The organism is Pseudomonas putida, assembly GCF_003228315.1.
Taxonomy (GTDB): Bacteria; Pseudomonadota; Gammaproteobacteria; order Pseudomonadales; family Pseudomonadaceae; genus Aquipseudomonas; species Aquipseudomonas putida_S.
This window is the reverse complement of sequence record NZ_CP029693.1, coordinates 5,107,579-5,134,365: the sequence shown is the minus strand read 5'-3', so window position 1 is coordinate 5,134,365 and position 26,787 is coordinate 5,107,579. Positions and strand designations below refer to the sequence as shown.

At 59.9% G+C, this 26,787-nt stretch carries 28 protein-coding genes; 11 read left to right on the top strand and 17 right to left on the bottom strand.

What is annotated here, in order from left to right; all coding sequences use genetic code 11:
* Nucleotides 1-2: 2 nt before the first annotated feature.
* Genes mlaD through DKY63_RS23960 form a run of 3 tightly spaced genes read right to left on the bottom strand, consistent with a single transcriptional unit; the run spans nt 3 to nt 2,079 of the window.
* Nucleotides 3-470: an outer membrane lipid asymmetry maintenance protein MlaD gene (mlaD, locus tag DKY63_RS23970; RefSeq protein WP_046026814.1), complete on the bottom strand. Its 468-nt coding sequence runs from the start codon at nt 468-470 to the stop codon at nt 3-5.
* A complete protein-coding gene (mlaE, locus tag DKY63_RS23965; protein ID WP_110966368.1) occupies nt 470-1,267 on the bottom strand; it encodes a lipid asymmetry maintenance ABC transporter permease subunit MlaE in 798 nt (265 codons plus the stop codon). The genes mlaD and mlaE overlap by 1 nt, the downstream gene beginning before the upstream one ends.
* On the bottom strand, nt 1,267-2,079 hold the full coding sequence (locus DKY63_RS23960; protein WP_110966367.1) for an ATP-binding cassette domain-containing protein: 813 nt from the start codon (nt 2,077-2,079) through the stop codon (nt 1,267-1,269). Before DKY63_RS23960 ends, mlaE begins: the two co-directional genes overlap by 1 nt.
* 275 nt (nt 2,080-2,354) lie before the next feature.
* Here DKY63_RS23960 and DKY63_RS23955 point away from each other — a divergent pair, with 275 nt between their 5' ends.
* From DKY63_RS23955 to DKY63_RS23910, 10 genes are all read left to right on the top strand, one after another.
* On the top strand, nt 2,355-3,329 hold the full coding sequence (locus tag DKY63_RS23955) for a KpsF/GutQ family sugar-phosphate isomerase (protein ID WP_110966366.1): 975 nt from the start codon (nt 2,355-2,357) through the stop codon (nt 3,327-3,329).
* On the top strand, nt 3,330-3,854 hold the full coding sequence (locus DKY63_RS23950; protein WP_110966365.1) for a KdsC family phosphatase: 525 nt from the start codon (nt 3,330-3,332) through the stop codon (nt 3,852-3,854).
* An 8-nt stretch (nt 3,855-3,862) separates the two neighbouring features.
* Complete coding sequence (lptC, locus tag DKY63_RS23945) at nt 3,863-4,435, top strand: LPS export ABC transporter periplasmic protein LptC (protein WP_110967970.1); 573 nt, start codon at nt 3,863-3,865, stop codon at nt 4,433-4,435.
* Nucleotides 4,422-4,970, top strand: coding sequence for a lipopolysaccharide transport periplasmic protein LptA (gene lptA / locus DKY63_RS23940; protein WP_110966364.1), 549 nt, complete (start codon nt 4,422-4,424; stop codon nt 4,968-4,970). Before lptC ends, lptA begins: the two co-directional genes overlap by 14 nt.
* Nucleotides 4,970-5,695 (top strand): LPS export ABC transporter ATP-binding protein, encoded by a 726-nt coding sequence (lptB, locus tag DKY63_RS23935; RefSeq protein ID WP_110966363.1) that lies wholly within the window; start codon nt 4,970-4,972, stop codon nt 5,693-5,695. Before lptA ends, lptB begins: the two co-directional genes overlap by 1 nt.
* Before the next feature lie 182 nt (nt 5,696-5,877).
* On the top strand, nt 5,878-7,371 hold the full coding sequence (locus DKY63_RS23930) for an RNA polymerase factor sigma-54 (protein ID WP_110966362.1): 1,494 nt from the start codon (nt 5,878-5,880) through the stop codon (nt 7,369-7,371).
* 74 nt (nt 7,372-7,445) lie between these two features.
* Nucleotides 7,446-7,754, top strand: coding sequence for a ribosome hibernation-promoting factor, HPF/YfiA family (gene hpf, locus DKY63_RS23925; protein ID WP_047537716.1), 309 nt, complete (start codon nt 7,446-7,448; stop codon nt 7,752-7,754).
* Nucleotides 7,755-7,766: 12 nt separating this feature from the next.
* On the top strand, nt 7,767-8,231 hold the full coding sequence (ptsN, locus tag DKY63_RS23920) for a PTS IIA-like nitrogen regulatory protein PtsN (protein WP_110966361.1): 465 nt from the start codon (nt 7,767-7,769) through the stop codon (nt 8,229-8,231).
* A gap of 2 nt (nt 8,232-8,233) precedes the next feature.
* The gene (gene rapZ, locus DKY63_RS23915) at nt 8,234-9,091 is read left to right on the top strand and encodes an RNase adapter RapZ (protein ID WP_110966360.1); all 858 of its coding nucleotides are present in this window, start codon (nt 8,234-8,236) and stop codon (nt 9,089-9,091) included.
* A 15-nt stretch (nt 9,092-9,106) separates the two neighbouring features.
* Nucleotides 9,107-9,382, top strand: a complete 276-nt coding sequence (locus DKY63_RS23910; RefSeq protein WP_008018720.1) for an HPr family phosphocarrier protein — start codon at nt 9,107-9,109, stop codon at nt 9,380-9,382.
* 72 nt (nt 9,383-9,454) lie between these two features.
* Here the strand turns inward: DKY63_RS23910 and DKY63_RS23905 are convergent, their stop codons facing one another.
* The 6 genes from DKY63_RS23905 to pmbA all read right to left on the bottom strand — a co-directional run bounded on the left by DKY63_RS23905 (nt 9,455) and on the right by pmbA (nt 14,738).
* A complete protein-coding gene (locus DKY63_RS23905; RefSeq protein WP_110966359.1) occupies nt 9,455-10,348 on the bottom strand; it encodes a ZIP family metal transporter in 894 nt (297 codons plus the stop codon).
* Between the two features lie 29 nt (nt 10,349-10,377).
* Nucleotides 10,378-10,989 carry a superoxide dismutase gene (locus DKY63_RS23900; protein WP_110966358.1) on the bottom strand — a complete coding sequence of 204 codons (612 nt, stop codon included), beginning with the start codon at nt 10,987-10,989 and terminating at the stop codon, nt 10,378-10,380.
* A 1-nt stretch (nt 10,990) separates the two neighbouring features.
* Complete coding sequence (locus DKY63_RS23895) at nt 10,991-11,419, bottom strand: hypothetical protein (RefSeq protein ID WP_110966357.1); 429 nt, start codon at nt 11,417-11,419, stop codon at nt 10,991-10,993.
* A 27-nt stretch (nt 11,420-11,446) separates the two neighbouring features.
* Nucleotides 11,447-12,823: a class II fumarate hydratase gene (locus tag DKY63_RS23890; protein WP_110966356.1), complete on the bottom strand. Its 1,377-nt coding sequence runs from the start codon at nt 12,821-12,823 to the stop codon at nt 11,447-11,449.
* Nucleotides 12,804-13,211: a FagA protein gene (locus DKY63_RS23885; protein ID WP_110966355.1), complete on the bottom strand. Its 408-nt coding sequence runs from the start codon at nt 13,209-13,211 to the stop codon at nt 12,804-12,806. Before DKY63_RS23885 ends, DKY63_RS23890 begins: the two co-directional genes overlap by 20 nt.
* 180 nt (nt 13,212-13,391) lie before the next feature.
* Nucleotides 13,392-14,738 (bottom strand): metalloprotease PmbA, encoded by a 1,347-nt coding sequence (gene pmbA, locus DKY63_RS23880; RefSeq protein ID WP_110966354.1) that lies wholly within the window; start codon nt 14,736-14,738, stop codon nt 13,392-13,394.
* A 108-nt stretch (nt 14,739-14,846) separates the two neighbouring features.
* Between pmbA and yjgA the strand changes: the two genes are divergently transcribed.
* Entirely contained in the window at nt 14,847-15,371 is a 525-nt protein-coding gene (gene yjgA, locus DKY63_RS23875) for a ribosome biogenesis factor YjgA (protein WP_110966353.1), read from the top strand.
* A gap of 48 nt (nt 15,372-15,419) precedes the next feature.
* On the opposite strand, the gene tldD is transcribed toward yjgA, so the two are convergent.
* The 8 genes from tldD to mreB form a co-directional block, all read right to left on the bottom strand.
* Nucleotides 15,420-16,862 carry a metalloprotease TldD gene (tldD, locus tag DKY63_RS23870; RefSeq protein WP_110966352.1) on the bottom strand — a complete coding sequence of 481 codons (1,443 nt, stop codon included), beginning with the start codon at nt 16,860-16,862 and terminating at the stop codon, nt 15,420-15,422.
* 12 nt (nt 16,863-16,874) lie between these two features.
* Entirely contained in the window at nt 16,875-17,729 is an 855-nt protein-coding gene (locus DKY63_RS23865) for a carbon-nitrogen hydrolase family protein (protein ID WP_110966351.1), read from the bottom strand.
* A gap of 186 nt (nt 17,730-17,915) precedes the next feature.
* Nucleotides 17,916-21,719: a YhdP family protein gene (locus DKY63_RS23860; RefSeq protein WP_110966350.1), complete on the bottom strand. Its 3,804-nt coding sequence runs from the start codon at nt 21,717-21,719 to the stop codon at nt 17,916-17,918.
* A gap of 75 nt (nt 21,720-21,794) precedes the next feature.
* Nucleotides 21,795-23,252, bottom strand: a complete 1,458-nt coding sequence (gene rng / locus DKY63_RS23855; RefSeq protein ID WP_110966349.1) for a ribonuclease G — start codon at nt 23,250-23,252, stop codon at nt 21,795-21,797.
* Nucleotides 23,253-23,309: 57 nt separating this feature from the next.
* A complete protein-coding gene (locus tag DKY63_RS23850) occupies nt 23,310-23,906 on the bottom strand; it encodes a Maf family protein (RefSeq protein ID WP_110966348.1) in 597 nt (198 codons plus the stop codon).
* A 43-nt stretch (nt 23,907-23,949) separates the two neighbouring features.
* Nucleotides 23,950-24,441 (bottom strand): rod shape-determining protein MreD, encoded by a 492-nt coding sequence (mreD, locus tag DKY63_RS23845; RefSeq protein WP_110966347.1) that lies wholly within the window; start codon nt 24,439-24,441, stop codon nt 23,950-23,952.
* The gene (gene mreC, locus DKY63_RS23840) at nt 24,441-25,568 is read right to left on the bottom strand and encodes a rod shape-determining protein MreC (RefSeq protein ID WP_110966346.1); all 1,128 of its coding nucleotides are present in this window, start codon (nt 25,566-25,568) and stop codon (nt 24,441-24,443) included. The genes mreD and mreC overlap by 1 nt, the downstream gene beginning before the upstream one ends.
* A 140-nt stretch (nt 25,569-25,708) precedes the next feature.
* The gene (gene mreB, locus DKY63_RS23835; RefSeq protein WP_002555108.1) at nt 25,709-26,746 is read right to left on the bottom strand and encodes a rod shape-determining protein MreB; all 1,038 of its coding nucleotides are present in this window, start codon (nt 26,744-26,746) and stop codon (nt 25,709-25,711) included.
* Between the last annotated feature and the right edge of the window lie 41 nt (nt 26,747-26,787).

The window sequence follows — 26,787 nt, the reverse complement described above, 5'->3', positions numbered from 1 at the left end:
CCTCATTTGGCGTCTTTGCTAACGGTATTGAGAAGGAACTTGCCGATCAGGTCTTCGAGCACCAGCGACGACTGCGTGTCGTGGATGGTACCGCCATCCTTGAGCAGGGCTTCTTCCCCGCCGACGCTGATGCCGATGTACTTCTCACCCAACAGTCCAGCGGTCAGGATAGATGCAGTGGAGTCGGCCGGCAGATTATCTACACGCTTTTCCAGCTGCATGGTCACTCGACCGGTGAAGCTGTCACGATCCAGATCGATCGCCGTGACCTTGCCGATGGTCACACCGGCCATGGTCACTTTGGCTCTGACCGTCAAACCGGCGATATTGTCGAAATACGCATAGAGTTTATAAGTGTCGGTGCTCGGGCTCGGGGACAAGCCACTGACGCGTAGCGCCAGCAGAAGCAAAGCCAGGATGCCAGCCAGCAAGAAAAGGCCGACACCGATTTCCAGGGTGCGGTTTTGCATCAGAAATCTCCAAACATCAAGGCGGTCAAAATAAAGTCCAGGCCGAGCACAGCCAGGGAGGCATATACCACGGTCTTGGTAGTGGCACGACTGATCCCCTCGGAAGTGGGGTCGCAGTCATAGCCTTGGAATACGGCAATCCAGGTCACGACAAAGGCAAACACCATGCTTTTGATGATGCCGTTGAGCACATCGTCGGCAAAGGTCACGCTGTTCTGCATGTTCGACCAGTAGGAGCCTTCATAGACACCCAGCCAGTCGACGGCCACCCACGAACCACCCCAGATGCCCACCACGCTGAAAATCATTGCCAGCACCGGCAAGGAAATGAAGCCGGCCCACAAGCGCGGGGCAATGATGTACTTGAGCGGGTCAACCCCGATCATTTCCAGGCTGGACAATTGCTCGGTGGATTTCATGTTGCCGATTTCCGCGGTCAATGCCGACCCGGCACGTCCGGCGAACAGCAAGGCCGTCACCACCGGACCCAATTCACGCAACAGTGTCAGCGCCACCATCTGCCCGACCGCCTGTTCCGAGCCGTAGCTGGACAGAATGTTGAAGCCCTGCAGCGCCAGCACCATGCCAATGAATATCCCGGAGACCACAATGATTACCAGCGACATCACACCAACGGAGTGCAGCTGTTTTACCAGCAGGCCGAAAGCGCCGCCGATGCCGCCGCGACCGAGCAAGGCGTGAAACAGGAACAGCGTCGAACGGCCGAATACCGAAACGGTGTCGATCCCGGCCAGGCCGAACCGGCGTATGCGTTCTATTAATGAAATTCTGCGCATCAGCGGCGCTTCCCCAGAAGATCTGCGCGGTAATCCGTCGCTGGAAAGTGGTACGCAACCGGACCGTCAGGTTCGCCGGTCATGAATTGACGAATCTTGGGTTCATCCGAGTTCATCAGTTCCTCAGGTGTGCCCTGCCCCAATACCTGCCCGTCGCCCACCACATAGATGTAGTCGGCGATGCTCGCGGTCTCGGCCAGGTCGTGGGAAACCACGATGCTGGTGATACCCAGCGCATCGTTGAGCAGGCGGATCAGGCGCACCAGGACGCCCATGGCGATCGGGTCCTGACCGACAAAAGGCTCGTCATACATGAGAATCTGCGGATCCAGCGCGATGGCCCGCGCCAGTGCGACACGACGCTTCATGCCGCCGGACAGTTCATCGGGCATCAATTCGATGGCGCCACGCAAACCCACGGCCTGCAATTTGAGCAGGACAATGTCGCGGATCATTTCTTCAGGCAGATCGGTGTGAACGCGCAGCGGAAAGGCGACGTTCTCGAACACATCGAGATCGGTGAACAGGGCGCCGCTCTGAAACAGCACGCCCATGTGCTTGCGAGCGTCGAACAGATCGCTGCGCGAAAGCTTCGGCAGGTTCTGACCGTTGACCCAGACTTCGCCCTTGCTCGGTCGCAACTGTGCGCCCATCAACCGCAGGAGGGTCGTCTTGCCACAGCCGGAAGGTCCCATGATGCCGGTGACCTTGCCGCGTGGAATACGGATATCGACGTTATTGAAAATGCTGCGCGCACCGCGCTTGAAGGACACTCCCTTCAGCTCGACCGCGTAGGCGTTATCGGCACTCATCTAAACTCCTTGCGATGCAGTCTCTCACTCGGACGCCTGACTTTCTGACGAAAGCACATACCTCCGGGCGGGCCGAACTGGCGGCGAACTATATCACTGCAAACGCCACACGCCCAAGGTCATTACCTCGCCATATCGTTGAACTTGACGAGCAAAAGGCTTCATCTAGAGGGATTTGCTAGACAGGGAATGACAATGCACGACGAACTTGCGTGAGGGTTTCGATCATAACCGCTATAATCGCCGCCTTTTCATCAGGCTAAACGATTTCTGACATGAGCCAATCCAGCGACCTGATTCAATCCGCCCAACGCACCATCCGCCTCGAAGTGGAAGCCGTACAAGGCTTGATGCCGCAAATCGACGCGGATTTCGTACGCGCCTGCGAGATGATTCTGGCCAGCAAAGGCCGCGTGGTCGTGGTCGGCATGGGCAAGTCTGGGCATATCGGCAGAAAGATCGCTGCCACCCTGGCCAGTACCGGTACTACGGCATTTTTCGTCCACCCCGCTGAAGCCAGTCATGGCGACATGGGCATGATCACCCCTGACGACGTCATCCTCGCGCTGTCGAACTCCGGCTCCACCAACGAAATCATTACCCTGCTGCCGCTGATCAAGCGCCTGGGCATCCAGTTGATCAGCATGACCGGCAACCCCGATTCGCCGCTGTCCAAGGCCGCCGAGGTCAACCTCAACGTCCACGTCGTGCATGAAGCCTGCCCGCTGAACCTGGCGCCCACTTCCTCGACGACCGCCGCACTGGTCATGGGCGACGCCCTGGCCGTCGCACTGCTGGAAGCACGCGGGTTCACCGCCGAGGATTTCGCGTTCTCCCATCCAGGTGGCGCACTGGGTCGACGCCTGCTGCTGAAAGTGGAAAGCGTGATGCACGCCGGCGAGGAATTGCCGCAAGTTCAACGCGGCACCCTGCTCAAGGACGCGCTGATGGAAATGACCCGCAAGGGCCTGGGCATGACCGTCATTCTCGAAGCCGACGGCAAACTGGCCGGGATCTTCACCGACGGCGATTTGCGCCGCACCCTGGACCGCCCCATCGACATCCACAGCGTCACCATCGACCAGGTCATGACCGCCCACGGCAAGACCGCCCGCGCCGAGATGCTCGCCGCCGAAGCGCTGAAAATCATGGAAGACCACAGAATCAACGCCCTGGTCGTTGTAGACGATGAAGATCGCCCGATCGGCGCCTTCAACCTCTCCGATCTGCTGCGCGCAGGAGTCATGTAAATGAGCACCGAGCTATTGCAACGCGGCAAGGCAATCAAACTGGCGGTATTTGACGTCGACGGCGTTCTTACCGACGGCCGCCTGTACTTCCTTGAAGACGGCAGTGAATTCAAGACGTTCAACACCCTCGATGGCCAGGGCATCAAGATGCTGATGGCCGCCGGCGTGCAGACCGCCATCATCAGCGGTCGCAAGACCCCGGTCGTCGAAAGACGAGCGAAGAACCTCGGTATTCCGCACCTTTATCAAGGCCGCGAGGACAAACTGGTGGTCCTCGACGAGCTTCTTGGCCAACTCAACCTAAGCTATGAACAGGTTGCCTATCTGGGTGACGACCTGCCTGACCTGCCAGTGATTCGCCGCGTGGGCCTGGGCATGGCTGTAGCCAATGCCGCCAGTTTCGTGCGCGAACACGCTCACGGCGTGACCCAGGCCCGTGGTGGCGAAGGTGCCGCCCGCGAATTCTGCGAATTGATCCTGCGCGCCCAGGACCGCCTCGATGCGGCAAACGCCGCATACCTGTGAGCCAGACCATGTTTAGCAAAAAGCTTCGTAAGACACTGCTGCTCAGTTTCATCGCCGCGATTTTCGCCGCGGTCGGCTACTGGAACATCAGCCCGGAACGCTTCCTCGACAAGCCACCGGCCAAGACCACAGAAAGCCCGATCGACTGGTACGCGACCAACACTCACACCCTGCAATACCTTGAAGACGGCAGGGTGCAGTACGAAATGACGTCCGAGAGGGCCGACCACGTGAAGGCCACCGATGTCACCCTGGTGACCAAGCCTGACCTGAACATGTACCGCGGCACTGATTTCCCGTGGCACGTGACCAGCGACCGTGGCGAAGTGAACCCCGGTGGCACCGAGGTTGAACTGATCGACAATGTGCGCATCAAGCGTACCGATGAAAAGAACCGCGACACGCTGATCACCTCCACTCGCATGACAGTGTTCCCGCAGGAGCAATATGCGCAGACCCAGCAACCCGTTAGAATCGACGGCGCTGGCGGCGTATCGACCGGCGTAGGCATGAAAGCGTATTTGAAGGAAAGCAGGATACACCTGCTATCGAACGTAAGAGGACAGTATGAGGCTCGTTAAAACCCTCCCTATTTTGCTCAGTCTGGGCGCAGCACTGGGAAGCGTGAGCGCCTGGGCTCTGCCGGACGACCAACAGCAGCCAATCCGCATTCAGGCCGACGATGCCCAACTGGACGACAAGAATGGCATTGCCACTTACACCGGCGATGTCATCATCACTCAGGGGTCGATGAAGGTTACCGGCAATAAAGTGACCATGACCCGCGCCCCCAATGGCGACATCGACGTCGTGACCTCGGTGGGTAACCTGGCCTACTTCGAGCAACTGCAGACCGCTGGCGACACCAAGCCCGTGCAGGGCTGGGGTGTGACCATCCAGTACCACGCCCAGCAAAATCGTGTCGTGCTGATCGATCGCGCCAAAGTGATCGACAAGGACAACAACACCACCCAGGGCGAGAAAATCGTCTACGACACCGTCAAGAAGCTGGCGAGCGCCGGTCGCGCCACCGGAAGCAAGGTTACCGAAGCGCGTCCACGCATCGACATGGTGATCCAGCCGAAAAAGAAAGCCGACGAGCAAAAGGCCCAATAATGGCAACTCTGAAAGCTCAGCATCTGGCCAAGAGCTACAAGAGCCGCCAGGTCGTGCGTGACGTCAGCCTGTCCATCGACAGCGGTCAGATCGTCGGCCTGCTCGGCCCCAACGGCGCCGGCAAGACCACTTGCTTCTACATGATCGTCGGTCTGGTAAGAGCCGACCAGGGTCGCGTGCTGATCGACGACCTGGACGTCAGCCACCAGCCCATGCACGGTCGCGCGAAAGCCGGGATCGGCTATCTGCCGCAGGAAGCATCGATCTTCCGCAAGCTCTCGGTGGCCGACAACATCATGGCGATCCTGGAGACCCGCAAGGAACTCGACAAGGCAGGTCGCCGTCGCGAGCTGGAGAGCCTGCTTCAGGAATTCCACATCAGCCACATCCGCGACAACCTCGGCATGAGCCTGTCCGGCGGTGAACGCCGTCGTGTGGAAATTGCCCGGGCACTGGCCACCAACCCGAAATTCATCCTGCTCGACGAACCTTTCGCCGGCGTGGACCCGATTTCGGTGGGCGACATCAAGCAGATCATCCACCACCTCAAGGCCAAGGGCATTGGCGTGCTGATCACCGACCACAACGTCCGCGAGACCCTGGACATCTGCGAAACCGCCTATATCGTCAATGATGGTCAGTTGATCGCTGAAGGCGACTCCGAGACGATTCTGGCCAACAACCTGGTCAAGGAAGTGTACCTGGGCCATGAGTTCCGCCTGTAAGCACCCAGGTGCAAGGCTGGTCGACCGAGCGCTTGTCTCGATAAAAAATCAACACTTTTTTATTGTTACAGCGCTCTAGGCAAACACTGCAATATCAGGCATATAATTTGCTTATGTTTGGCGCTCCGGCGCCCTGTAGTGGATGGCGCATGCGCGCCGGAATAAGGTGTTAAGCCCCTGCCATGAAACCATCGCTAGTCTTGAGAATGGGCCAGCAGCTGACGATGACACCGCAGCTGCAACAGGCCATCCGCCTGCTTCAATTGTCGACCCTGGACCTGCAACAGGAAATCCAGGAGGCCCTTGAGTCCAACCCGATGCTCGAACGCCAGGAAGAAGGCGACGACTTCGATAACTCCGACCCCATGGCCGACAACGTCGAGCAGAAGCCAAACACGGAAATCCAGGAACCCTCCTACCAGGAAAGCACGCCGACGGTCGACAACCTCGATGAAGGCGACTGGAACGAGCGCATTCCCAATGAACTGCCCGTCGACACCGCCTGGGAAGATGTCTATCAGACCAGCGCCAGCAGCCTGCCAAGCAACGATGACGACGAATGGGACTTCACTACCCGAACATCGGCCGGTGAAAGCCTGCAGAGCCATCTGCTGTGGCAATTGAACCTGGCGCCGATGTCCGACACCGATCGCCTGATCGCCGTCACCCTGATCGACTGCATCAACAATCAGGGCTATCTCGACGAAACCCTCGAAGAAATCCTCGAAGCCTTCGATCCGGAACTGGATATCGAACTGGACGAAATTGAAGCCGTCCTGCACCGCATCCAGCAATTCGAACCCGCTGGCATCGGCGCTCGCAACCTGGGCGAATGCCTGCTGCTGCAGCTGCGCCAGTTGCCGGCCAAGACCCCATGGCTGACCGAGGCCAAGCGCCTTGTGACCGATTTCATCGATCTGCTTGGCAGCCGCGATTACAGCCAGCTGATGCGCCGCATGAAGCTCAAGGAAGATGAACTGCGCCAGGTGATCGAACTGGTCCAGAGCCTCAACCCGCGCCCGGGCTCGCAAATCGAGTCTACCGAAGCCGAGTACGTAGTCCCGGACGTGATCGTGCGCAAGGACAACGAGCGCTGGCTGGTGGAGCTCAATCAGGAGTCGGTGCCACGCCTGCGAGTCAACGCCCAGTACGCCGGCTTTGTGCGCCGTGCCGACACCAGTGCCGACAACACCTTCATGCGCAATCAGTTGCAGGAAGCCCGCTGGTTCATCAAGAGCCTGCAAAGCCGCAACGAAACCCTGATGAAAGTGGCCACCCAGATTGTCGAGCACCAGCGCGGCTTCCTGGAATATGGCGACGAAGCCATGAAGCCGTTGGTCCTGCATGACATCGCGGAAGCGGTCGGCATGCACGAGTCGACGATCTCACGTGTGACCACCCAGAAGTTCATGCACACCCCTCGGGGCATCTATGAGCTGAAGTACTTTTTCTCCAGTCACGTCAGCACCTCCGAAGGCGGCGAATGCTCGTCCACGGCCATTCGCGCGATCATCAAAAAACTGGTTGCCGCTGAAAATCAGAAAAAGCCGTTGAGTGACAGCAAGATCGCTGGTTTACTGGAGGCACAAGGCATTCAGGTGGCTCGCCGCACCGTCGCCAAGTACCGCGAATCCCTCGGGATCGCGCCTTCGAGCGAACGCAAGCGGTTGATGTAGAGCCACGCCACAGCGTTCCAGTGGCAGGTATTTCTGCCTGCCGCTTTATGCACTGGCAACGAAGGAGAAGCTGTATGCAAGTCAACATCAGTGGACACCAACTGGAAGTGACCGAACCTCTTCGCACCTACATCGGCGAAAAACTCCAACGACTGGAGCGGCATTTTGACAAGATCACCAACGTGCAAGTCACGATGACAGTCGAAAAGCTGAAGCAGAAAATCGAAGCCACGCTGCATATTCCCGGCAATGAAGTCGTCGCCAACGCGGAACATACCGATATGTACGCGGCGATCGACGCATTGACCGACAAGCTGGATAAACAACTCAAAAAGCATAAGGAAAAGACCCAGAGCCTCCTACAGGGCGCTACCGGTCGTTAACTCCCCCATCCCATGATCCGACTTGAAAGCATCCTGACCCCCGGCCGTTCCCTGGTGAACGTGCCGGGCGGCAGTAAAAAGAAAGCGCTCGAACAAATTGCCAACCTCATCCATCGCGAAGTGCCGGATCTGGAGATGCAAGATGTCTTCGAGGCCTTGGTGTCCCGTGAAAAACTCGGCTCCACGGGTTTTGGCAACGGCATCGCCATTCCACATTGCCGGCTCAAGGGTTGTACCTCGCCTATCAGTGCCTTGATGCACCTGGATGCCCCTATCGATTTCGACGCTATCGATGGTGCTCCGGTCGACCTGCTGTTCGTCCTGCTGGTCCCGGAAGCCGCCACCGATGCACACCTGGAGTTGCTGCGCCAGATCGCCAGCATGCTCGACCGCAAGGACGTACGCGACAAACTGCGCGGCGCCCCGAGCAATGAAGCCTTGTATCAGGTTGTCCTGGACGAGCAAAACAGGCCGTAACCATGCGCTTGATCATCGTCAGCGGCCGCTCCGGCTCAGGTAAAAGTACCGCCCTCGATGTACTTGAGGACAACGGCTACTACTGCATCGACAACCTGCCCGCCGGGTTGCTGCCGGAACTGGCCGAACGCGCTCTGATTCACACCGAATTGCTGCAGCCGCTGGTTGCGGTCTCCATCGATGCCCGCAACCTGCCAAGTCACCTGTCGCGCTTCCCTGAATTGCTGGAGGAAGTCCGCAATCGGCATATCCAGTGCGATGTCCTGTACCTGGACGCCGACGACGAGACCCTGCTCAAACGCTTCTCGGAAACCCGTCGTCGTCACCCGTTGAGTAACGCCAATCGCTCGCTCGCCGAAGCGATCAAGGATGAAAAACTCCTGCTCGACCCCATCGCCGACCTGGCCGATCTCAAACTCGACACCACCAATCTGAACCTGTATCAACTGCGCGACAGCATCAAGCTGCGCCTGCTGAACCAGCCGGAACCCGGTACAGCGTTTCTGGTGGAGTCGTTCGGCTTCAAGCGTGGCATGCCGGTAGACGCCGATCTGGTGTTCGATGTGCGCTGCCTGCCCAACCCTTACTGGAAGCCGGAGTTGCGCGCGCAGTCCGGCCTCGATTTGCCGGTTGCCGAATACCTGGCGGCACAGCCGGATGTTGAAGAGATGTTCCAGGACATCTCCACTTATTTGCTCAAATGGCTGCCCCGCTTTGCTGCCAGCAACCGCGCCTATGTCACCATTGCCATCGGTTGCACGGGCGGGCATCACCGCTCTGTCTATCTGACCGAGCGGCTGGGCAAGGCCCTGCAGCAATCCCTGAAGAACGTCCAGGTCCGCCACCGCGACCTCAGCTAAAGGATTCACATCGCGATGCCTGCTCTGGAAATCGAAATCATCAATAAGTTGGGCTTGCATGCCCGAGCGTCTGCAAAATTTGTCGGAGTTGCCGGCCAATTCAAGGATTGCACCATCCGGGTCGGGCGCACGCCGGAGTCCACGGTCGATGGCAAAAGCATCATGGCCATGATGATGCTCGCAGCCGGCAAGGGCACCAAGATCCACCTGAGCACGGAAGGTGAGCAGGAACAGGAAGCGATGGATGCGTTGGTGGCGTTGATCAACAACTACTTCGACGAAGGCGAATGACATAAAAGATCGCAGCCCTCGGCAGCTCCTACACCAATCCAGGTATGAACTGCTGAAGGCTGCGATCTTGTTTCAACCCAACGCCGTATCCATCACCATCATCAAGCAAAACCCGACCAGCAACCCCAGGCTGGCCAGTTTGTCGTGACCATTGCGACGCGATTCAGGAATGACTTCGTGGGTCACCACCAGCAACATGGCCCCTGCTGCCAACGCCAGGCCCAACGGCAACATCAGTTCAGCCAGACTCACCAGCCACGCGCAAAGCACAGCGAATACCGGCTCGACCAACCCTGACGCGGCACCGATCAGGAATGCCTTGAAGCGCGACATCCCTGCCCCCGCCAACACCAGGGCGATCACCAAACCCTCCGGAACATCCTGCAGGGCAATGCCCATCGCCAGGCTGTCGGCTTCCGGCATGCCCCCACCGGCAGACACGCCCACCGCCATGCCTTCGGGAATGTTATGGGCGATGATTGCAAACACGAACAGCCAGATACGTGGCGCAATGGCCGGATATTCCTGAGTGCCGATAAGATCCTGCGCTGATGAACCGGACACTTTGCGATCAACCAGGAACAGTCCGAACGCGCCAAGCATGATGCCGAAACAGATCAGACCACTCGCCGCCCAAGGGGCCATACCGAGACTTTCCGCAGCCGCGATGCCCGGCACGATCAGCGAAAACGCGGTCGCTGCCAGCATCACGCCGGCGCCAAACCCCAGCAATGTATCGCTCAAAGCCTGAGGCATGCGCCGGATCACCAGCACCGGGACGGCCCCAAGCGCAGTGCCGAGGGCGCAGATTGCACCGCCTTGCAATGCTCGTGACAGCCTCGACTCCAGATCAAGCCACTCCAGCCCGTGCGCAACCAGCAAGCTCATGCCCGCCAGTACCAACAGCGATCCAAACGCGTAACGAAACATGCGCCCACTTCCGATCGCCAGAGTTTCCGTGCCCATATTCAGCCCTGGATTGATTTCAGAAGGACTTAACTCAAAGCAGCCTGATAGCGCGCAGCGACTTCAGGCCAATTGATCACGTTGTAGAACGCACTGATGTATTCCGGGCGGCGGTTCTGATACTGCAGGTAATAGGCGTGCTCCCAGACATCCAGACCGAGAATCGGCGTATTGCCGCTCATCAACGGGCTGTCCTGGTTACCACTGCTCTCCACCACCAGGGTCTTCTGCGGCGTCACGCTCAGCCATGCCCAACCACTGCCGAAACGGGTCAGCGCCGCTTTGGTGAACGCCTCCTTGAAACTGTCGAGACCACCCAGTTGCTCGTCGATGGCCTTGGCCAGGGCACCTTCAGGTTTGCCACCGCCCTGAGGCGCCATGACTTCCCAAAATAGGGAATGGTTAGCGTGTCCACCGCCCTGATTGATCACTGCCGCGCGGAGTTTTTCCGGCAGTTGCTGCACGGAGGCCACCAGTTTTTCCACCGGCCACTCGGCAAATTCGGTGCCCTCGACGGCGGCGTTCAGATTGTTGATGTAGGTCTGGTGATGTTTGGTGTAGTGAATCTCCATGGTCTGCGCATCGATGTGTGGTTCCAGGGCGTCGTAGGCGTACGGCAATGCAGGCAAGGTAAAAGCCATTTCAATGAACTCCATGTGGTTGGGGCGCAGGCGAGGCGGCATCGATGTGCAGCAAGCGATGAGTGCGGGGGTACTCGCCGTATTCGCTGATGAAATTCAGCAGTTCGACGTAGGTCTTGCTGCTCTGACGCAACGCCGCTTCACGCAAAGCCTGCGGCAGCCGCGGATCCTGCATGGCCTGTAACAACCGCTGGTGGATCGCGCACAGGTACTCGGCGCTCTCCTCCGGTTGGTTCAGACGCAAATGCAGGTCCGCCAGGTTGTGGTGGGAAATCACGCAGGCCGCCACCGCTTCATCGGCATTCGTCCAGCGCTCGAACAGCACCTGGGCCAGGGCCAGTGCCTGCAAGTAAGCCTCGCGGGCATCGACCAGTTCACCCTGCATGAAAAAACGATTGGCTCTTTCGATCGTGCGTTTCCAGTGCTCCATGGTGTGCCTCCAAAGCGGCAGCGGGGCTTACACGCCGCCTGCGGTGAGTTTTTCCGGGTTGAGCAACTCTTCCAGCTGGCTGCGCGACAGCTCAGTGTGTTCCAGCGCGACATCGATCACCGGCCGGCCCTGCGCGTAGGCTTTCTTGGCGATTTCGGCGGCCTTCTGGTAGCCAATGATCGGATTGAGCGCGGTGACCAGAATCGGATTTCGCGACAGCGCTTCCTTGAGCCGGGATTCGTTGACCTTGAAGCTGGCGATGGCCTTTTCACCCAGCAAGCGACTCGCGTTGGCCAGCAATTCGATGCTGCTCAACAGGTTCTGGGCGACGATCGGCAGCATCACGTTCAGCTCGAAGTTGCCCGACTGGCCGGCGATGGTGATGACCGTGTCGTTACCGATCACCTGCGCGGCAACCATGGCCGTGGCTTCCGGAATCACCGGGTTGACCTTGCCGGGCATGATCGAAGAGCCCGGTTGCAGCGCTTCAAGTTCGATTTCACCGAGACCGGCCAGGGGGCCGGAGTTCATCCAGCGCAGATCGTTGGCGATTTTCATCAGCGATACCGCCGTCGCCTTGAGCTGGCCGGAAACCGCGACGGCAGTGTCCTGGGAGCCGATCAGGGCAAACAGATCCACGCCTGGCGTGAACTCCACCTTGGTCAAATGGCTCAACTGCCGGCTGAAACGCGCTGCAAACTCGGGGTGCGCATTGATACCGGTGCCCACCGCCGTGCCACCTTGGGCCAGGGATTGCAGGCTGGGTTGCAGGCCTTGCAGGTGACCGATGTTGGCCTTGAGCTGCTGGGCCCAGCCGTTGAGCACCTGGCTCAGGCGCACCGGCATCGCGTCCATCAGATGGGTGCGTCCGGTTTTGACATGGTGATGAACCTGTCCGGCCTTGTGTTCGATCACCTGCACCAGGCCGTTCAAGGCTGGTAGCAGTTGCTCATGCAGCGCCAACGCGGCACTGACGTGGATGGTGGTCGGAATGATGTCGTTGCTGCTCTGGCCACAGTTGACGTGATCATTGGGATTCACCGGCTCGCCGAGCAAACGGCTGGCCAGGGTGGCAATCACTTCGTTGGCATTCATGTTGGAACTGGTGCCGGAACCGGTCTGGAAGATATCCACCGGGAAGTGCTGCATGAAGTCGCCTTCCAGCAGGCCCTGCGCCGCATCGACGATGGCTTTGCCTTGGGATTCGCTGATCTGCTTGAGCTCGACGTTGGCGCGGGCCGCCGCCGCTTTTGCCAGGATCAGCGCCCGGATGAACTGCACCGGCATGGGCTTGCCACTGATCGGGAAGTTATCTACCGCACGCTGAGTCTGTGCGCCGTAGAGGGCGTCTTCCGGGACCTGAAGCTCGCCCATGCTGTCGCGCTCAATACGTGTCTTGGTCATCTGTAAATCCTTGAACCAGTTCGAGAAGAGGAATGGAAGGCTGCAACTCGCAAGTAGCCAGTTGCCAGGTGTAGCTCTGCCAGCGCTTGAGGCGGCATTTGCAGAGGGAAAGGCGCTCCAGATCACGCAATGGGCGCCAGGCCTGATCCAGGCAGTAGGTGCGCCAGTGCCACGGCAGAGCGACATCGGCGGCGGTGTCGAGCAGTAAACGGAAAGAGGTTTCAGCGACCGTCCAGGCAGAGGTGGCCGTGCAACACGCCAGATAGCGGCCCTCGGCCAGGTAGTGTTCGATCAGACGGGGTTCGTCAGGATCCATCGCGCAACGGATCTGGCGGCTCATCCAGCGCCAGTTTTCGAGGTAAGGCTGCTCGTGCAAGGCAGAACTCATGATCCGGGCTCATTCTGTAATGAGATTTATTATTAATTGATAATGAGAACCAAAACAAGTGCGGGCAACGCAAGACCACTTCTGTAGGAGCAAAGCTTGCTCCTACAGGGGGCTATACAAGGCACATAAAAAAGGCGCGCCACCCGATGGGTGGCGCGCCTTTTTGTACTGCGGGAAGGATCAGCTACCAGCGACCGTCATCCGCTCGATCAACACCGACCCCGTACGAATATTGCTGCGCAGCTCCAAATCATTCCCCACGGCAACGATCTGCTTGAACATGTCGCGCATGTTGCCCGCGATGGTCACTTCCTGCACCGCGAACTGGATTTCACCGTTCTCGACCCAATACCCGGCTGCGCCACGCGAGTAGTCGCCGGTCACCATGTTCAGCCCCTGCCCCATCAGCTCGGTCACCAACAGGCCACGGCCCATGCGGCGCATCAAGGCTGCCTGGTCTTCATCACCATGAGTCACGAACAGGTTGTGCACGCCACCTGCGTTGGCAGTACTTGGCATACCGAGCTTGCGCCCGGAATAGGTGCCGAGGATGTAGGACACCAACTCGCCCTTTTCGACGAATGGCTTGGCATAGGTCGCCAGGCCATCGCCATCGAACGCCGCGCTGCCCAGGGCACGCATCAGATGCGGGCGCTCATCGAGGGTCAGCCACTCGGGAAACAGCTTCTGCCCCAGCGTGCCTTCGAGGAACGACGATTTGCGATACAGGCTGCCTCCGGAAATCGCCGACAGGAAACTGCCAAACAGACCACCGGCCAGTTCCGCGGAAAACAATACTGGCACTTCGCAGGTCGGCACCGGACGCGCGCCCAGGCGGCTCGCCGCACGTTGCGCAGCGCGTTGGCCGATGCTCACCGGGTCCGCCAGCAAATTGCCCAGACGGTTCACGTCATACCAGTAATCACGCTGCATCTGGCCATCGGCCTCGGCGATCATCACGCAACTCAGACTGTGACGCGTCGATGCATAGCCGCCAATGAAGCCGTGGCTATTACCGTAAACCCGGCAGCCTTGATGGGTGCTCAAGGTAGTGCCATCAGCATTTTTGATGCGCGCGTCGGCATCGAAGGCGGCGGCTTCACAGAGCAAGGCCTTTTCGATGGCCTGTTCCGGAGTGATGTCCCAGGCGTGGAAGAGATCGAAATCCTGCGGATCCCTGGCCATCAGCGCGGCGTCGGCCAAGCCCGAGGCTTCGTCTTCCGAGGTGTGTTTGGCGATGGCCAGTGCGGCGGCAACGGTTTCGCGAATGGCTTCAGGGCCGCTCGCCGAGGTGCTGGCCGAACCCTTGCGCTGACCGACATACAAGGTGATGCCAAAACCCTGGTCGCGGTTGAACTCGACGGTTTCGACCTCACGCTGACGGACCGAGGTAGACAGGCCCTGCTCCAGGGACACCGCTACTTCGCAGGCACTGGCACCCTGACGTTTGGCTTCAGCGATGATCTGCTCGACTTGTTCCTGCAGTGCCGGCAATGCTTGTGGGCCGACGCTTTCAACTGCACTCATGCTGTTCTCCACTCAAATTCTGCTTTCGGTAACGGCCATCGAGCGACCGGGCCGGACAAGCGGCCCCCGACTGGTTATCATGGCGGCGTTTATTTGCGGACGGCCACCATGGTTGATTCTTACGACGACTCCCTCGATACGGGAGAAAAAAGCAAGTCCCAGGTCAAACGCGAGCTGCATGCTCTGGTTGACCTTGGCGAGCGCCTTACAACGCTCAAGCCTGACCTGGTTGCAAAACTGCCCTTGACCGACGCTTTGCGCCGGGCCCTGGCCGATGCACCCAAGCACGTTGCGCACATCGCGCGTAAACGGCACCTCCAGTTCATCGGCAAACTGATGCGCGATCAGGACACTGACGCCATTCTGGTTCTGCTCGATCAACTCGATGCCTCCACTCGCCAGTACAACGAGCGCTTCCATAACCTGGAGCGCTGGCGGGATCGCCTGATTGCCGGTGACGATGCCGTTCTGGAAAAATTCGTCGTCGAATACCCGGACGCCGATCGCCAGCAATTGCGTTCCCTGATCCGTCAGGCCCAGCACGAGGTTGCGCACAACAAGCCTCCTGCTTCCAGCCGTAAAATCTTCAAGTACATCCGTGAGCTGGACGAGACTCAACGCGGCTTGCGTTAAGTCCCCGACCGAGTGAGTCGCCATGCGACTCACTCGCGGCTCCCTCTCTTACGACCCCGTGCCACCCACGGTGATCGCATCAATTTTCAGCGTTGGCTGACCGACACCCACCGGTACCGACTGCCCATCCTTGCCGCACGTCCCCACGCCGCTGTCCAGCGCCAGGTCGTTACCGACCATCGATACTTTGCTCATGGCTTCCGGGCCGTTGCCGATCAGCGTCGCACCTTTGACCGGGGCCGTGATCTTGCCGTCTTCGATCAGGTACGCCTCGCTGGTGGAGAACACGAACTTGCCGCTGGTGATATCCACCTGACCGCCGCCGAGGTTGGCGCAGTAGATGCCCTTCTTCACCGAGGCGATGATTTCCGCCGGGTCGCTTTGACCACCGAGCATGTAGGTGTTGGTCATACGCGGCATCGGCAGGTGAGCGTAGGACTCGCGCCGCCCGTTACCGGTACGGGCCACGCCCATCAGGCGCGCATTGAGCTTGTCCTGCATGTAACCCTTGAGTACGCCATTTTCAATCAGCGTGGTGCACTCGGTCGGGGTGCCTTCATCATCGACGCTCAGGGAGCCACGGCGACCGGCCAGCGTGCCGTCATCGACAATGGTGCACAGTTTGGACGCAACCATCTCGCCCATACGCCCGCTGTAGGCCGAACTGCCCTTGCGGTTGAAGTCGCCTTCCAGACCATGACCGACCGCTTCGTGCAGCAGCACGCCCGACCAGCCAGAGCCGAGCACCACCGGCAAGGTACCGGCCGGCGCAGGAATGGCTTCCAGATTGACCAAGGCCTGACGCAACGCCTCGCGGGCATAACCCATGGCGCGGTCTTCGGCGAGGAAATAACGGTAATCGGTGCGTCCGCCACCGCCATGACCGCCGCGCTCACGACGGCCATTCTGTTCGACGATCACACTGACGTTGAAGCGCACCAGCGGGCGCACGTCTGCGGCCAACCCTCCGTCGGTGGACGCCACCAGAATCCGCTCCCAGACGCCAGCCATGCTCACGGTGACTTGCTGGATACGTGGGTCGAGCGCGCGAGTGGCAGCATCGATGCGCTTGAGCAGGTCGACTTTCTCGGCACGGGTCAGCACTTCCAGAGGGTTGTCCGGCGCGTACAACTGCGCAACGTCCTGGGTGCTGAATGCCTGCACGGTACCGTTCTGCCCGGCCCGGGAAATCGAGCGCGCCGCACGGGCCGCCGCACCCAGGGCTTCGAGGGTGATTGCGTTGCTGTAGGCGAATCCGGTTTTTTCACCCGATTGCGCACGCACGCCAACACCTTGGTCAAGGTTGAAGCTGCCTTCCTTGACGATGCCGTCTTCCAGCGCCCAGGACTCGGAAATCTGCCCTTGAAAATACAGGTCGGCGGCATCGATACCCGGGCCGGCCAGGTCGCCGAGTACGCCTTGCAGGCTTTCGATCGTTACGCCACCGGGCGCCAGGAGGTGTTCACTGACTGAGGACAACAACTCGCTCATATGCTTTACGCCTTAAATTCGTCGTTCTGATGCAGGTCGCTGGGCGCCCTGCGAGAAAAAGCGCCGGTGACTGGACACCGGCATCCGCGCCCGGATGGACGCCTGTTCGCTGCTGTCGCGTTCGGCCAGCAGCACGGCCTCGCCTTGATCCTGTTGCGCCAACACTCGTCCCCATGGGTCGACGATTGCCGCATGCCCCCAGGTTTCCCGCGGCCCCGGATGCGTCCCACCTTGAGCGGCCGCGAGCACGTAACACTGGGTCTCGATAGCCCGCGCGCGAATCAGCACATCCCAATGCGCGGCGCCGGTCACGGCGGTAAAGGCCGACGGTGCGGTGATGATTTCCGCGCCGGCGGCACGCAATTCGCTGTAGAGCTCAGGGAAGCGCAGGTCATAACAGACCGTCAGGCCGACTCGCCCAACAGGCGTATCCGCCACCACAACCCCACTGCCATAAGCATAGTCATCGGATTCGCGATAACGGCCGCGATTGTCGGCCACGTCCACATCGAACAGGTGCAACTTGTCGTAGCGCGCCACCGTTTCACCCTGATCATCGATCAGCAATGAGCAGGCATGGGCTTTGCCCTCCGGTTGACCCGCTGGCGGTAAAGGCAAGGTGCCAGCCACTATCCATAACCTGAGGTCACGGGCGGTCTGTTTCAACCACGGCAGGATCGGCCCGTCCCCCAGCGCTTCGGCACGACCGATGTCGGCGACGTCGCGACGCCCTATGGCGGCGAAGTTTTCCGGCAGCACCGCCAGCTTGGCGCCTGAAGCCGCAGCCTGCTCAAGCAGGCGACGGGCCTGGGTCAGGTTAGCCAGCACATCGCTCTGGCTGACCATTTGAATCACCGCTAGGGACATGGCCTTTTCCTTATTGAAATCAACGCAAACCTGTAGGAGCGAGCCCGCTCGCGATGGAGGTGAACGATAACGCGCGATACCTGCATGAACGCGGTGCCCCTGCTCCTTTCGCGAGCAAGCACGCTCCTACGGAGATTGGTGGCGACATTGGGGCCATGCTACTCCATAGGTCCGCGGATTGGCTTTTCAAAAAGGCTTGTCGAAGGTGATTTTCGGATCTTTCCAGGGGCCTTTGACGGTGTATTTCACGCTGGCAAAACGAGACACGCGGTCCCCGATCAGCTTATCGATCAGGAACAACGCACCACCTACGGCCGGTGCCCCCACGAGCAGTGCGGCGATCGGCAGGTTGTTGGTCACCGGCAAGGTCACCAGCAGCTTCGCGTCGATCTGATCGGCCACCATGTTCAGGGTGCCGTCGAGCTCAATGGTGCTCGATGGGCCGGTCACGCGGATCGGCTCTTTGGTGACGTATACGCCGTTAGTCCCTACCAGAAGGCCCTTGACCCGGTCATAGCTCAGGCCTTTGCCGAACAGGTCGGAGAAGTCCAGGCGCAGGCGGCGGCCGATGGAGTTGAAGTTGAGCAGACCAAACACCCGCAGTGCCTGGGCGCTACCCTCGACTTCGACAAACTGACCTTCATTGAGCGACGCATCGAGGGTGCCGGAGAAACGCTTGGTCGCCAGCCATGCCGGCGAGCCGGGCCAGCGGCCATCGACATCCATGTGGAAATCCTTGCTGGTGACGCTTGGCGCAAAACCCCAGCCCTTGAGCACATCGGCCAGGTTCTTGCCGCTGATCCGCCCCTTGTACCAACTGCTGCTGGCCCCCGGCACGCCTTCCCAGCCGCCGCTGCCCTGCAACAGAATGCCCTTGAGACCCATGTCCAGCGAATTGAGAGCGATGCCCTTCCCCGTCGGGCGCACTTTCAGCGACCAGGCCCCGACCAGGTCGTTACCCTGGAACAACTGATTAACCGTGATATCCATCGCCGGAATTTTGCTCGGGTCTACCGAGGCCAGCGGGTCCGGGGCGTTTTCATCGGCCATTACCGTCGGATCAGGCGCCGGCAGGCGCACGGTTTGCAAATTGATCACGATGGGGGCGGACTTCGCATCGGGAAGACTGGCATTGCCCTTGACCTGTTGGCTGTCGAGCTGCAAGGCCCAGGCAGAGGATTTTCGCGTCAACTGAACGGATGCATCATCCAGCGTCGTGCCCAGGGCACTGAGCTTGCCGACCTTGAAATCGGCGCCGCTGAGCAACTGCTTGGCGCTGCCGCCCGGGTCTTGCCCGGCATACTTGCTTACCAGATCCTGCCATGGGCCAACGTCCAGTTCCGACAGCACGCCACGTATCCGCAGACCCTTGGCGCCAGGCAGCACTGCCTCGCCGTTGCCCAGGAACAATTCCCCCCGCCCGTCCGCGAAATTGCCGGTTGGCGCGGCGAAGGTGAAGTTGGCCAGTTCGCCGTAGTTCACCCAATAGCGGCGCTCCGGGCCTTGCAGGGTCATGCGGAACGTCGTGTCACGCCCCGCATCTGCCGTCATGCCAAAGGGTGCAGGCAAGTCGACGGCAACACCCTTGAGATTGGAATTGACCATCAACTGGCTGTCGGCGCCATCCAGGGTCAGTTGCAGTTGATACGGGATCAGGCCGCTGACCGGCAGCGGCTGGGTAACACTGAGCCAGTCGGTAAGCTTCTTGACTTCGACCTGACCCGAGGCGTTGACCCGGGTCTTGAGTTTGCCCGGACCGCCATCGGCAAAGATCTGCGCGCTCACCGGTTTGTCGAAGGCACGCGCCGTGATGTTTTGCCCGCTCAGGCCTTTGTTGCTGTCGAAACGGAAATCGCCTTTGAGTTGAGTCAACTCCAGCGGCGGCTCCGGCAGTTTCAGGCGAGCCTTGGCGGTCTTGAAGTCGACCAGGATCTTCGGTTGCTCGCCCTTGACCAGCGGAATATCGAGGTTCAATTTGCCCTGCAAATCACCTTCGCCCTCCCAGCCAGCGAAGGTTTCAGCCGTGCCGATCGGCGCCTCTTTCAGGATTTTCAAGCCATCGCCCAACCCTCCGGCGAACCCGCCGTCGAGGAACAGGTGAACACTTTGCCCGTCCGGCACATGGGGAATATTGACGTAGACGTCTTTGACCTGGGTGTCGAGCAATTGCCCCTTGCTGGCCAGGATCCGCACGCCGCTGTCTTCAACGAACACATCGCCGGTGACCTTGCTGACATGGGGCCAGCCGGGCTGGAACGCCAGTTCGGCATCGTGAACCTTGAAAAACAGGCTGATGCTGCGCGACTCAGGTGTCGCGCCATGGTTCAACGAGCCCTGGTACTGGAAAAAACCCTGGTCGACCGCGCCTTTGAGGATCGCCGTGCGCAACCATTCGTCCAGCCCCGGGCTCAGGACAGCCGGCAGGTACTTGGCGGTATAGCGACCGTCGCCGTCCACCATGCCGACCCGCAGGTCCATGTAATCTTCCTGGTCGTGATCGAAATGCAGGCGGATCAGGAAATCACCGGCGATCTTGCCTTCCTCGCCCAGCACCTTCAGGTACGGCGCAATCAGGGTGAAGCCTTCCTTGTCGAGTTTCCAGGTCAGGCGAGCATTGGCCTGCAGGTACTGCCAGGGTTTGGCGAAGATGGGGTCCAGATGCAGCATGAAATCCTTGGTATCCATGCGCAATTCGCCATGTCCCAGGTCGCCGCTGATGCTGCCTGTAACGTTTCGTGCCGCCGGAGCACCGTGATAGGCATCGAACCCCACCTGTTCGAGGTTGGCGGCGAAGCTGAACTTGCTGTCGTCGGTGGCATTGGGCCGCACGTCGATCAGCACATTGCGCAACCCGCCCGTAACCTTGAGGCGCTCGACCACGGTGGCAAAGCCTTCAGGCAATGGCGCCAAAGCATTGAGCAGAGGTGTGAGCGGCGTCAGGTCAAGACGATCGGCCTGCAGGTGCCAGAGTTCTTCGGATTTGTCGGTCGCGGGAGTTTGTTTGACTTGCACATGGGATTCCCAGCGGGTTTCGCCAAGGCTCATCGCCAGGGAGTCCAGCGTCACCGACATGCCTTCGTCGCTACGCTCGAAATAGCCATTGAGTGCCAGATTATCGATCTTGACCGGCTTACGTTGCGCGTAGGCACCCTTGATTTGCGGTGCATTCAAACGCACTGAGGCACTTTGCAACAAACCTTTGCCCCACGTCGCCCATAACTCGCCACCCGCCTTGATCTGGGAAAAATTCCATTGCTGGCTGATGCGCTCGGGGATCCATTTGGACCAGTCACTTTGTGGCAGGCTCAGGTAAATCTGGGCCTCACCGTCCTTCCACTGGCTGGCGCGAATGCGGGTGCGCAGGCTCATGGCCACCGGCTGGCCATCGGGCAGGGTCAGGCGGGCGTCGAGTCGCTGGCGAGTGGTACCGGTTTTCAGGTTCAAGCCAACATAAGTCAGGGACAGCGGCGACTCACCCCATGGCTGCAAGGTGACCTGACTGTCGAGCACCGACAGCTGCTGAATCATCTGCATGCGATTGAGCAGCTGTTCCGGATCGAGGGGTTTATCGTCCTTGACCGGCAAACCTTCGAGCGCCCATTCGCCGTCATCGCCTTGTTTGAGGCTGATCTTCAGGCCATTGAGTGCCAGGTGAGCGATACGCACCTCACCCGCCAGCAGACTGGCCCACAGGTCCGGCACCGCGCGCACATTTTCCAGATGCAGTGCATTGGCGCCGTCGCCAACCGTCACATCCTGCGCCGAGACAATCGGCGCAAAGCCGCTCCAGCTGCCTTTCAACTCACCGATTTGCAGCGGCATGCCCAGGGCTTCGGTGGCCCGCTTTTCAACTTCCACACGGTATTCGGCTACCAGAGGCGCCAGTTCCCGACCAAGGCTGACGTACAACGCCAACAGGACCAAAACCAACGCGCACAGGCCCAGACCCCAGCGGGTCAGTGCGGCCAAAATGCGTGTCAGACGTTCCATGTCAGTTGGCTCCCATGGCAAAAGTTTTGCAGAAAGCTGAGGCCAGCCGTGCAGGATAAGTGATGACGCCGCGTATCAGAGCAGCACCACGTCGTATTGTTCCTGGGAATACATGGTTTCTACCTGAAACCGAATGGTGCGTCCGATGAAGCCTTCCAGCTCGGCAACGTTGCCCGATTCTTCATCGAGCAGGCGGTCGACGACTTTCTGGTTCGCCAATACACGATAGCCTTCCGCCTGATAGGCGCGAGCCTCGCGGAGGATTTCACGAAAAATTTCGTAGCAAATCGTCTCAGGCGTTTTCAGCTTGCCGCGCCCCTGGCAACAGGTGCATGGCTCGCAGAGGATCTGCTCGAGGCTTTCCCGGGTGCGCTTGCGGGTCATCTGTACCAGACCCAACTCGGTGATGCCGATGATGTTGGTCTTGGCGTGATCGCGTTCCAGCTGTTTCTCCAGGGTCCGCAGTACCTGGCGCTGATGCTCTTCATCTTCCATGTCGATGAAGTCGATGATGATGATTCCGCCCAGGTTGCGCAGGCGCAGTTGACGCGCGATGGCGGTGGCGGCTTCGAGGTTGGTCTTGAAGATGGTTTCTTCAAGATTGCGATGCCCGACGAACGCCCCGGTGTTCACGTCGATGGTGCTCATGGCTTCCGCCGGATCGACCACCAGGTAGCCGCCGGACTTCAGCGGGACTTTGCGCTCCAGGGCTTTCTGGATTTCGTCTTCGACACCGTACAGGTCGAAAATTGGCCGCTCGCCGGGGTAGTGTTCCAGACGATCGGCGATTTCCGGCATGAGTTCTGCGACGAACTGCGTGGTTTTCTGGAAAGTTTCCCGCGAGTCGATGCGAATCTTCTCGATCTTCGGGCTTACCAGATCGCGAAGGGTGCGCAGCGCCAGGCCGAGATCCTCATAGATTACGCTCGGTGCGCTGATGGTTTTGATCTGCTCGTTGATTTGGTCCCACAACCTTCGCAGATAGCGGATATCCATGAGAATTTCGTCGGCGCCGGCACCCTCGGCCGCCGTGCGCAGGATAAAACCGCCGGCTTCCTTGATACCCTCTTTGGCGACGCAATCGCTGACCACCTGCTTGAGACGTTCACGCTCGGCTTCGTCTTCGATCTTCAGGGAAATGCCGACATGGGCGGTGCGCGGCATGTACACCAGGTAGCGCGACGGTATCGACAACTGTGTCGTCAGGCGCGCGCCCTTGGAGCCGATCGGGTCCTTGGTGACTTGCACCACCAGACTCTGCCCTTCGTGCACCAGGGCGCCGATGCTCTCCACTGCGGGACCTTCACGCAGGGAAATCTCCGAAGCATGGATGAACGCGGCACGATCCAGGCCGATATCGACAAATGCCGCCTGCATGCCCGGCAAGACCCGTACGACTTTACCTTTGTAGATATTGCCGACGATGCCGCGCTTTTGCGTGCGCTCGACATGCACTTCTTGCAGGACACCGTTTTCGACCACCGCCACGCGTGATTCCATCGGCGTGATGTTGATCAGGATCTCTTCACTCATGGCAGGGTCTCGTTCAGGCATGTTCACGATAGTGGCCGCATCTGGTCAGCACGGCGCTTAGCGCGCGTTAAGGGGTTGCCAACAGGGTATGCCGAAATGGCCCAGCAGTTCCGCGGTTTCGCACAGCGGCAATCCAACCACCGCCGAGTAACTTCCACTGAGCGCGGCGACAAACACCGCACCCAGGCCTTGAATACCATAACCACCGGCCTTGTCCCGCGGCTCGCCGCTGGCCCAGTAGGCCGCGGCCTCGTCACTGCCGATGGGGCGAAAACGCACCACACTGCGCACCACGCGCGACTCGCAACGCTCACCGTCGAGCAGCGCAATGGCCGTCAGGACTTCATGTTCTGTGCCGGACAACATCTCAAGCATGGCGCAAGCATCCGCTTCATCAACCGGTTTGCCGAGAATTTTGCCGCCCTGTACCACGGCAGTATCGGCGCCCAGCACACAGAAGGGAGCGGCGGACACGACCGCGTCGCGCCCTGCCGCAGCCTTGCCGCGCGCGAGACGCTCGACATAGTCAGAGGGGGATTCGTGAGCCAGAGGGGTTTCGTCGATATCCGCACTGATGGCGGTGAACGGCACGCCGATCTGCGTGAGCAATTCACGCCGACGCGGCGAGCCAGAGGCGAGGAACAGCGATTTCATCAAGACATCTCCCTGTCGAGTTGGAGGCAAATGCCTGACCGAATCAGTTGATTTTGTAGCGGCGACGCAATCCACGCAAACCGAAGCTGATCCATGGCCAGAGCAAGGCGCTGACCAGTGCCGGCAATACCAGCGCCAGTGTCGGCTGACGGTTGCCGGTCAAGGCGCTCAACCAGAGTTGAACCAGCTGCGCGAGGCCGAAGATCACCAGGATCACCAGGCTTTGCTGCCACATCGGGAACATTCGCATGCGTTGCTGCAGTGCCAGTACCAGATAAGTGATGAGGGTCAGGATCAATGCGTTCTGGCCCAGCAGCGTGCCGTAAAGCACGTCCTCAGCCAGGCCCAGGCACCATGCGGTGACCATGCCGACTTTCTGCGGCAGGGCCAAAGCCCAGAACGCCAGCAGCAAACCCAGCCACAACGGGCGCAGGATCTCCATGAATTGCGGCAACGGCGATACGCTGAGCAGCATGCCGATGGCGAAGGTCAGCCAGACGATCCAGCCGTTCCGTGAAGCTTTTACCCCAACCATTATTCTTGTCTCCCAGTGTTGGCCGGCGCGGGGACAGGCGGTTTAGCCGCAGGCTTGGCAGCAGGTTGCGTCGCCGCAGGCTTGGCTGGCGGCTTGGAGGCAGCGGAATGGCTGGCAGCCGGCTTGGCCGGGGTGGTCGGCGCAGCGGCCGGTGGCGCTGGAGCCACTGCGGGTGCAGCAGGCGCCGCAACGGCAGCCGGAACGAGCGCGGGCTTGGGCACGGTCGCCGGCAGGATCGGACCGCCGCCCTGTGCATCCAGGGCTTCCTGAGCCTGCGCGGCGTCATTGGCACGCTCTTCCGCCGTGCGGTTGTCGCTGAACACCAACAGCAGGTAACGACTGCGATTGAGGGCAGCGGTCGGCACGGCGCGGACAACGGCGAATGGCTGGCCAGTGTCGTGCAGCACTTCCTTGACCGTGGCCACCGGGTAACCCGCCGGGAAACGCTGACCCAGGCCCGAGCTGACCAGCAGATCGCCTTCCTTGATGTCGGCAGTATCGGCCACGTGACGCAGTTCCAGGCGTTCCGGATTGCCGGTGCCGCTGGCAATCGCCCGCAGACCGTTGCGGTTGACCTGAACCGGAATGCTGTGGGTGGAGTCGGTCAGCAGCAGGACGCGGGAGGTGTAAGGCATCAGCTCGACCACCTGCCCCATCAGGCCCCGGGCATCGAGCACCGGCTGACCGAGGACCACACCATCACGCTCACCTTTATTGATGATGATCCGATGGGTGAAAGGATTGGGGTCCATGCCGATCAATTCGGCTACTTCGACCTTTTCATTGACCAGCGCCGAAGAATTGAGCAATTCGCGCAGGCGAACGTTCTGCTCGGTCAGGGAAGCAAGCTTTTGCATGCGCCCCTGCAACAGCAGGTTTTCGCTCTTGAGTTTTTCGTTTTCGGCGACGAGTTCGGTCCGGCTGCCAAACTGGCTGGCCACGCCTTCCCATAGCCGCTGCGGCAGGTCGGTGATCCAGTAGGACTGCATCAGCACCAGCGACATCTGGCTACGCACCGGCTTGAGCAGTGTGAAGCGGGCATCGACCACCATCAGCGCGACCGATAGCACGACCAGCACCAACAAGCGCACGCCCAACGATGGACCCTTGGTGAAAAGCGGTTTAATAAGCCGCTCCTCCCAGGCAAATGTTCTCTTTATTCATACGGCAGACCGGCCTGGATGCAGACTGACAGAAGATAAACGCGAACAGGCAGCACTGCAAAGTGCCGCCTGCGCGCTCAACAGCATAGAGGCTAACCGGCGACTTATTCGCTGGAGAGCAGGTCCATGGTGTGTTTATCCATCATTTCCAGGGCACGGCCACCGCCGCGAGCAACGCAGGTCAACGGGTCTTCGGCGACGATCACCGGCAGACCGGTTTCCTGGGCCAGCAACTTGTCGAGGTCACGCAGCAAGGCGCCACCACCGGTCAGTACCAGACCACGCTCGGCGATGTCGGAAGCCAGTTCCGGAGGCGATTGCTCCAGTGCGCTCTTCACGGCCTGAACGATGGTTGCCAGGGACTCTTGCAGAGCCTCCAGCACTTCGTTGGAGTTCAGGGTGAAAGCACGTGGAACGCCTTCTGCCAGGTTACGGCCACGAACGTCGACTTCACGCACTTCGCCGCCCGGGTAGGCCGTACCGATTTCCTGCTTGATGCGCTCGGCGGTGGATTCACCGATCAGGCTGCCGTAGTTGCGACGCACATAAGTGATGATCGCTTCGTCGAAGCGGTCGCCGCCAACACGTACGGACTCGGCGTAGACCACACCATTCAGGGAGATCAAGGCGATTTCGGTGGTACCACCACCGATATCCACGACCATCGAACCGCGAGCTTCTTCAACTGGCAGGCCGGCACCGATGGCAGCAGCCATTGGCTCTTCGATCAGGAATACTTCACGGGCACCGGCACCGAGGGCCGATTCACGGATGGCACGACGCTCGACCTGGGTGGACTTGCACGGAACGCAGATCAACACGCGAGGGCTAGGCTGCAGGAAGCTGTTTTCGTGAACCTTGTTAATGAAGTACTGCAGCATTTTTTCGCAGACGCTGAAGTCTGCGATCACGCCGTCCTTCATCGGACGAATGGCAGCAATATTGCCCGGCGTACGGCCCAGCATGCGCTTGGCCTCGGTGCCGACAGCAACGACACTTTTCTGGTTACCGTGTGTCCGAATGGCCACAACCGATGGCTCATTCAGGACGATACCGCGCTCGCGCACGTAAATAAGGGTGTTGGCAGTGCCCAGGTCAATGGAAAGATCGCTGGAAAACATGCCACGCAGTTTCTTGAACATGGGAAAGGGACCCTAGGCAACGCGTGGGTAAAAAAGTGCGG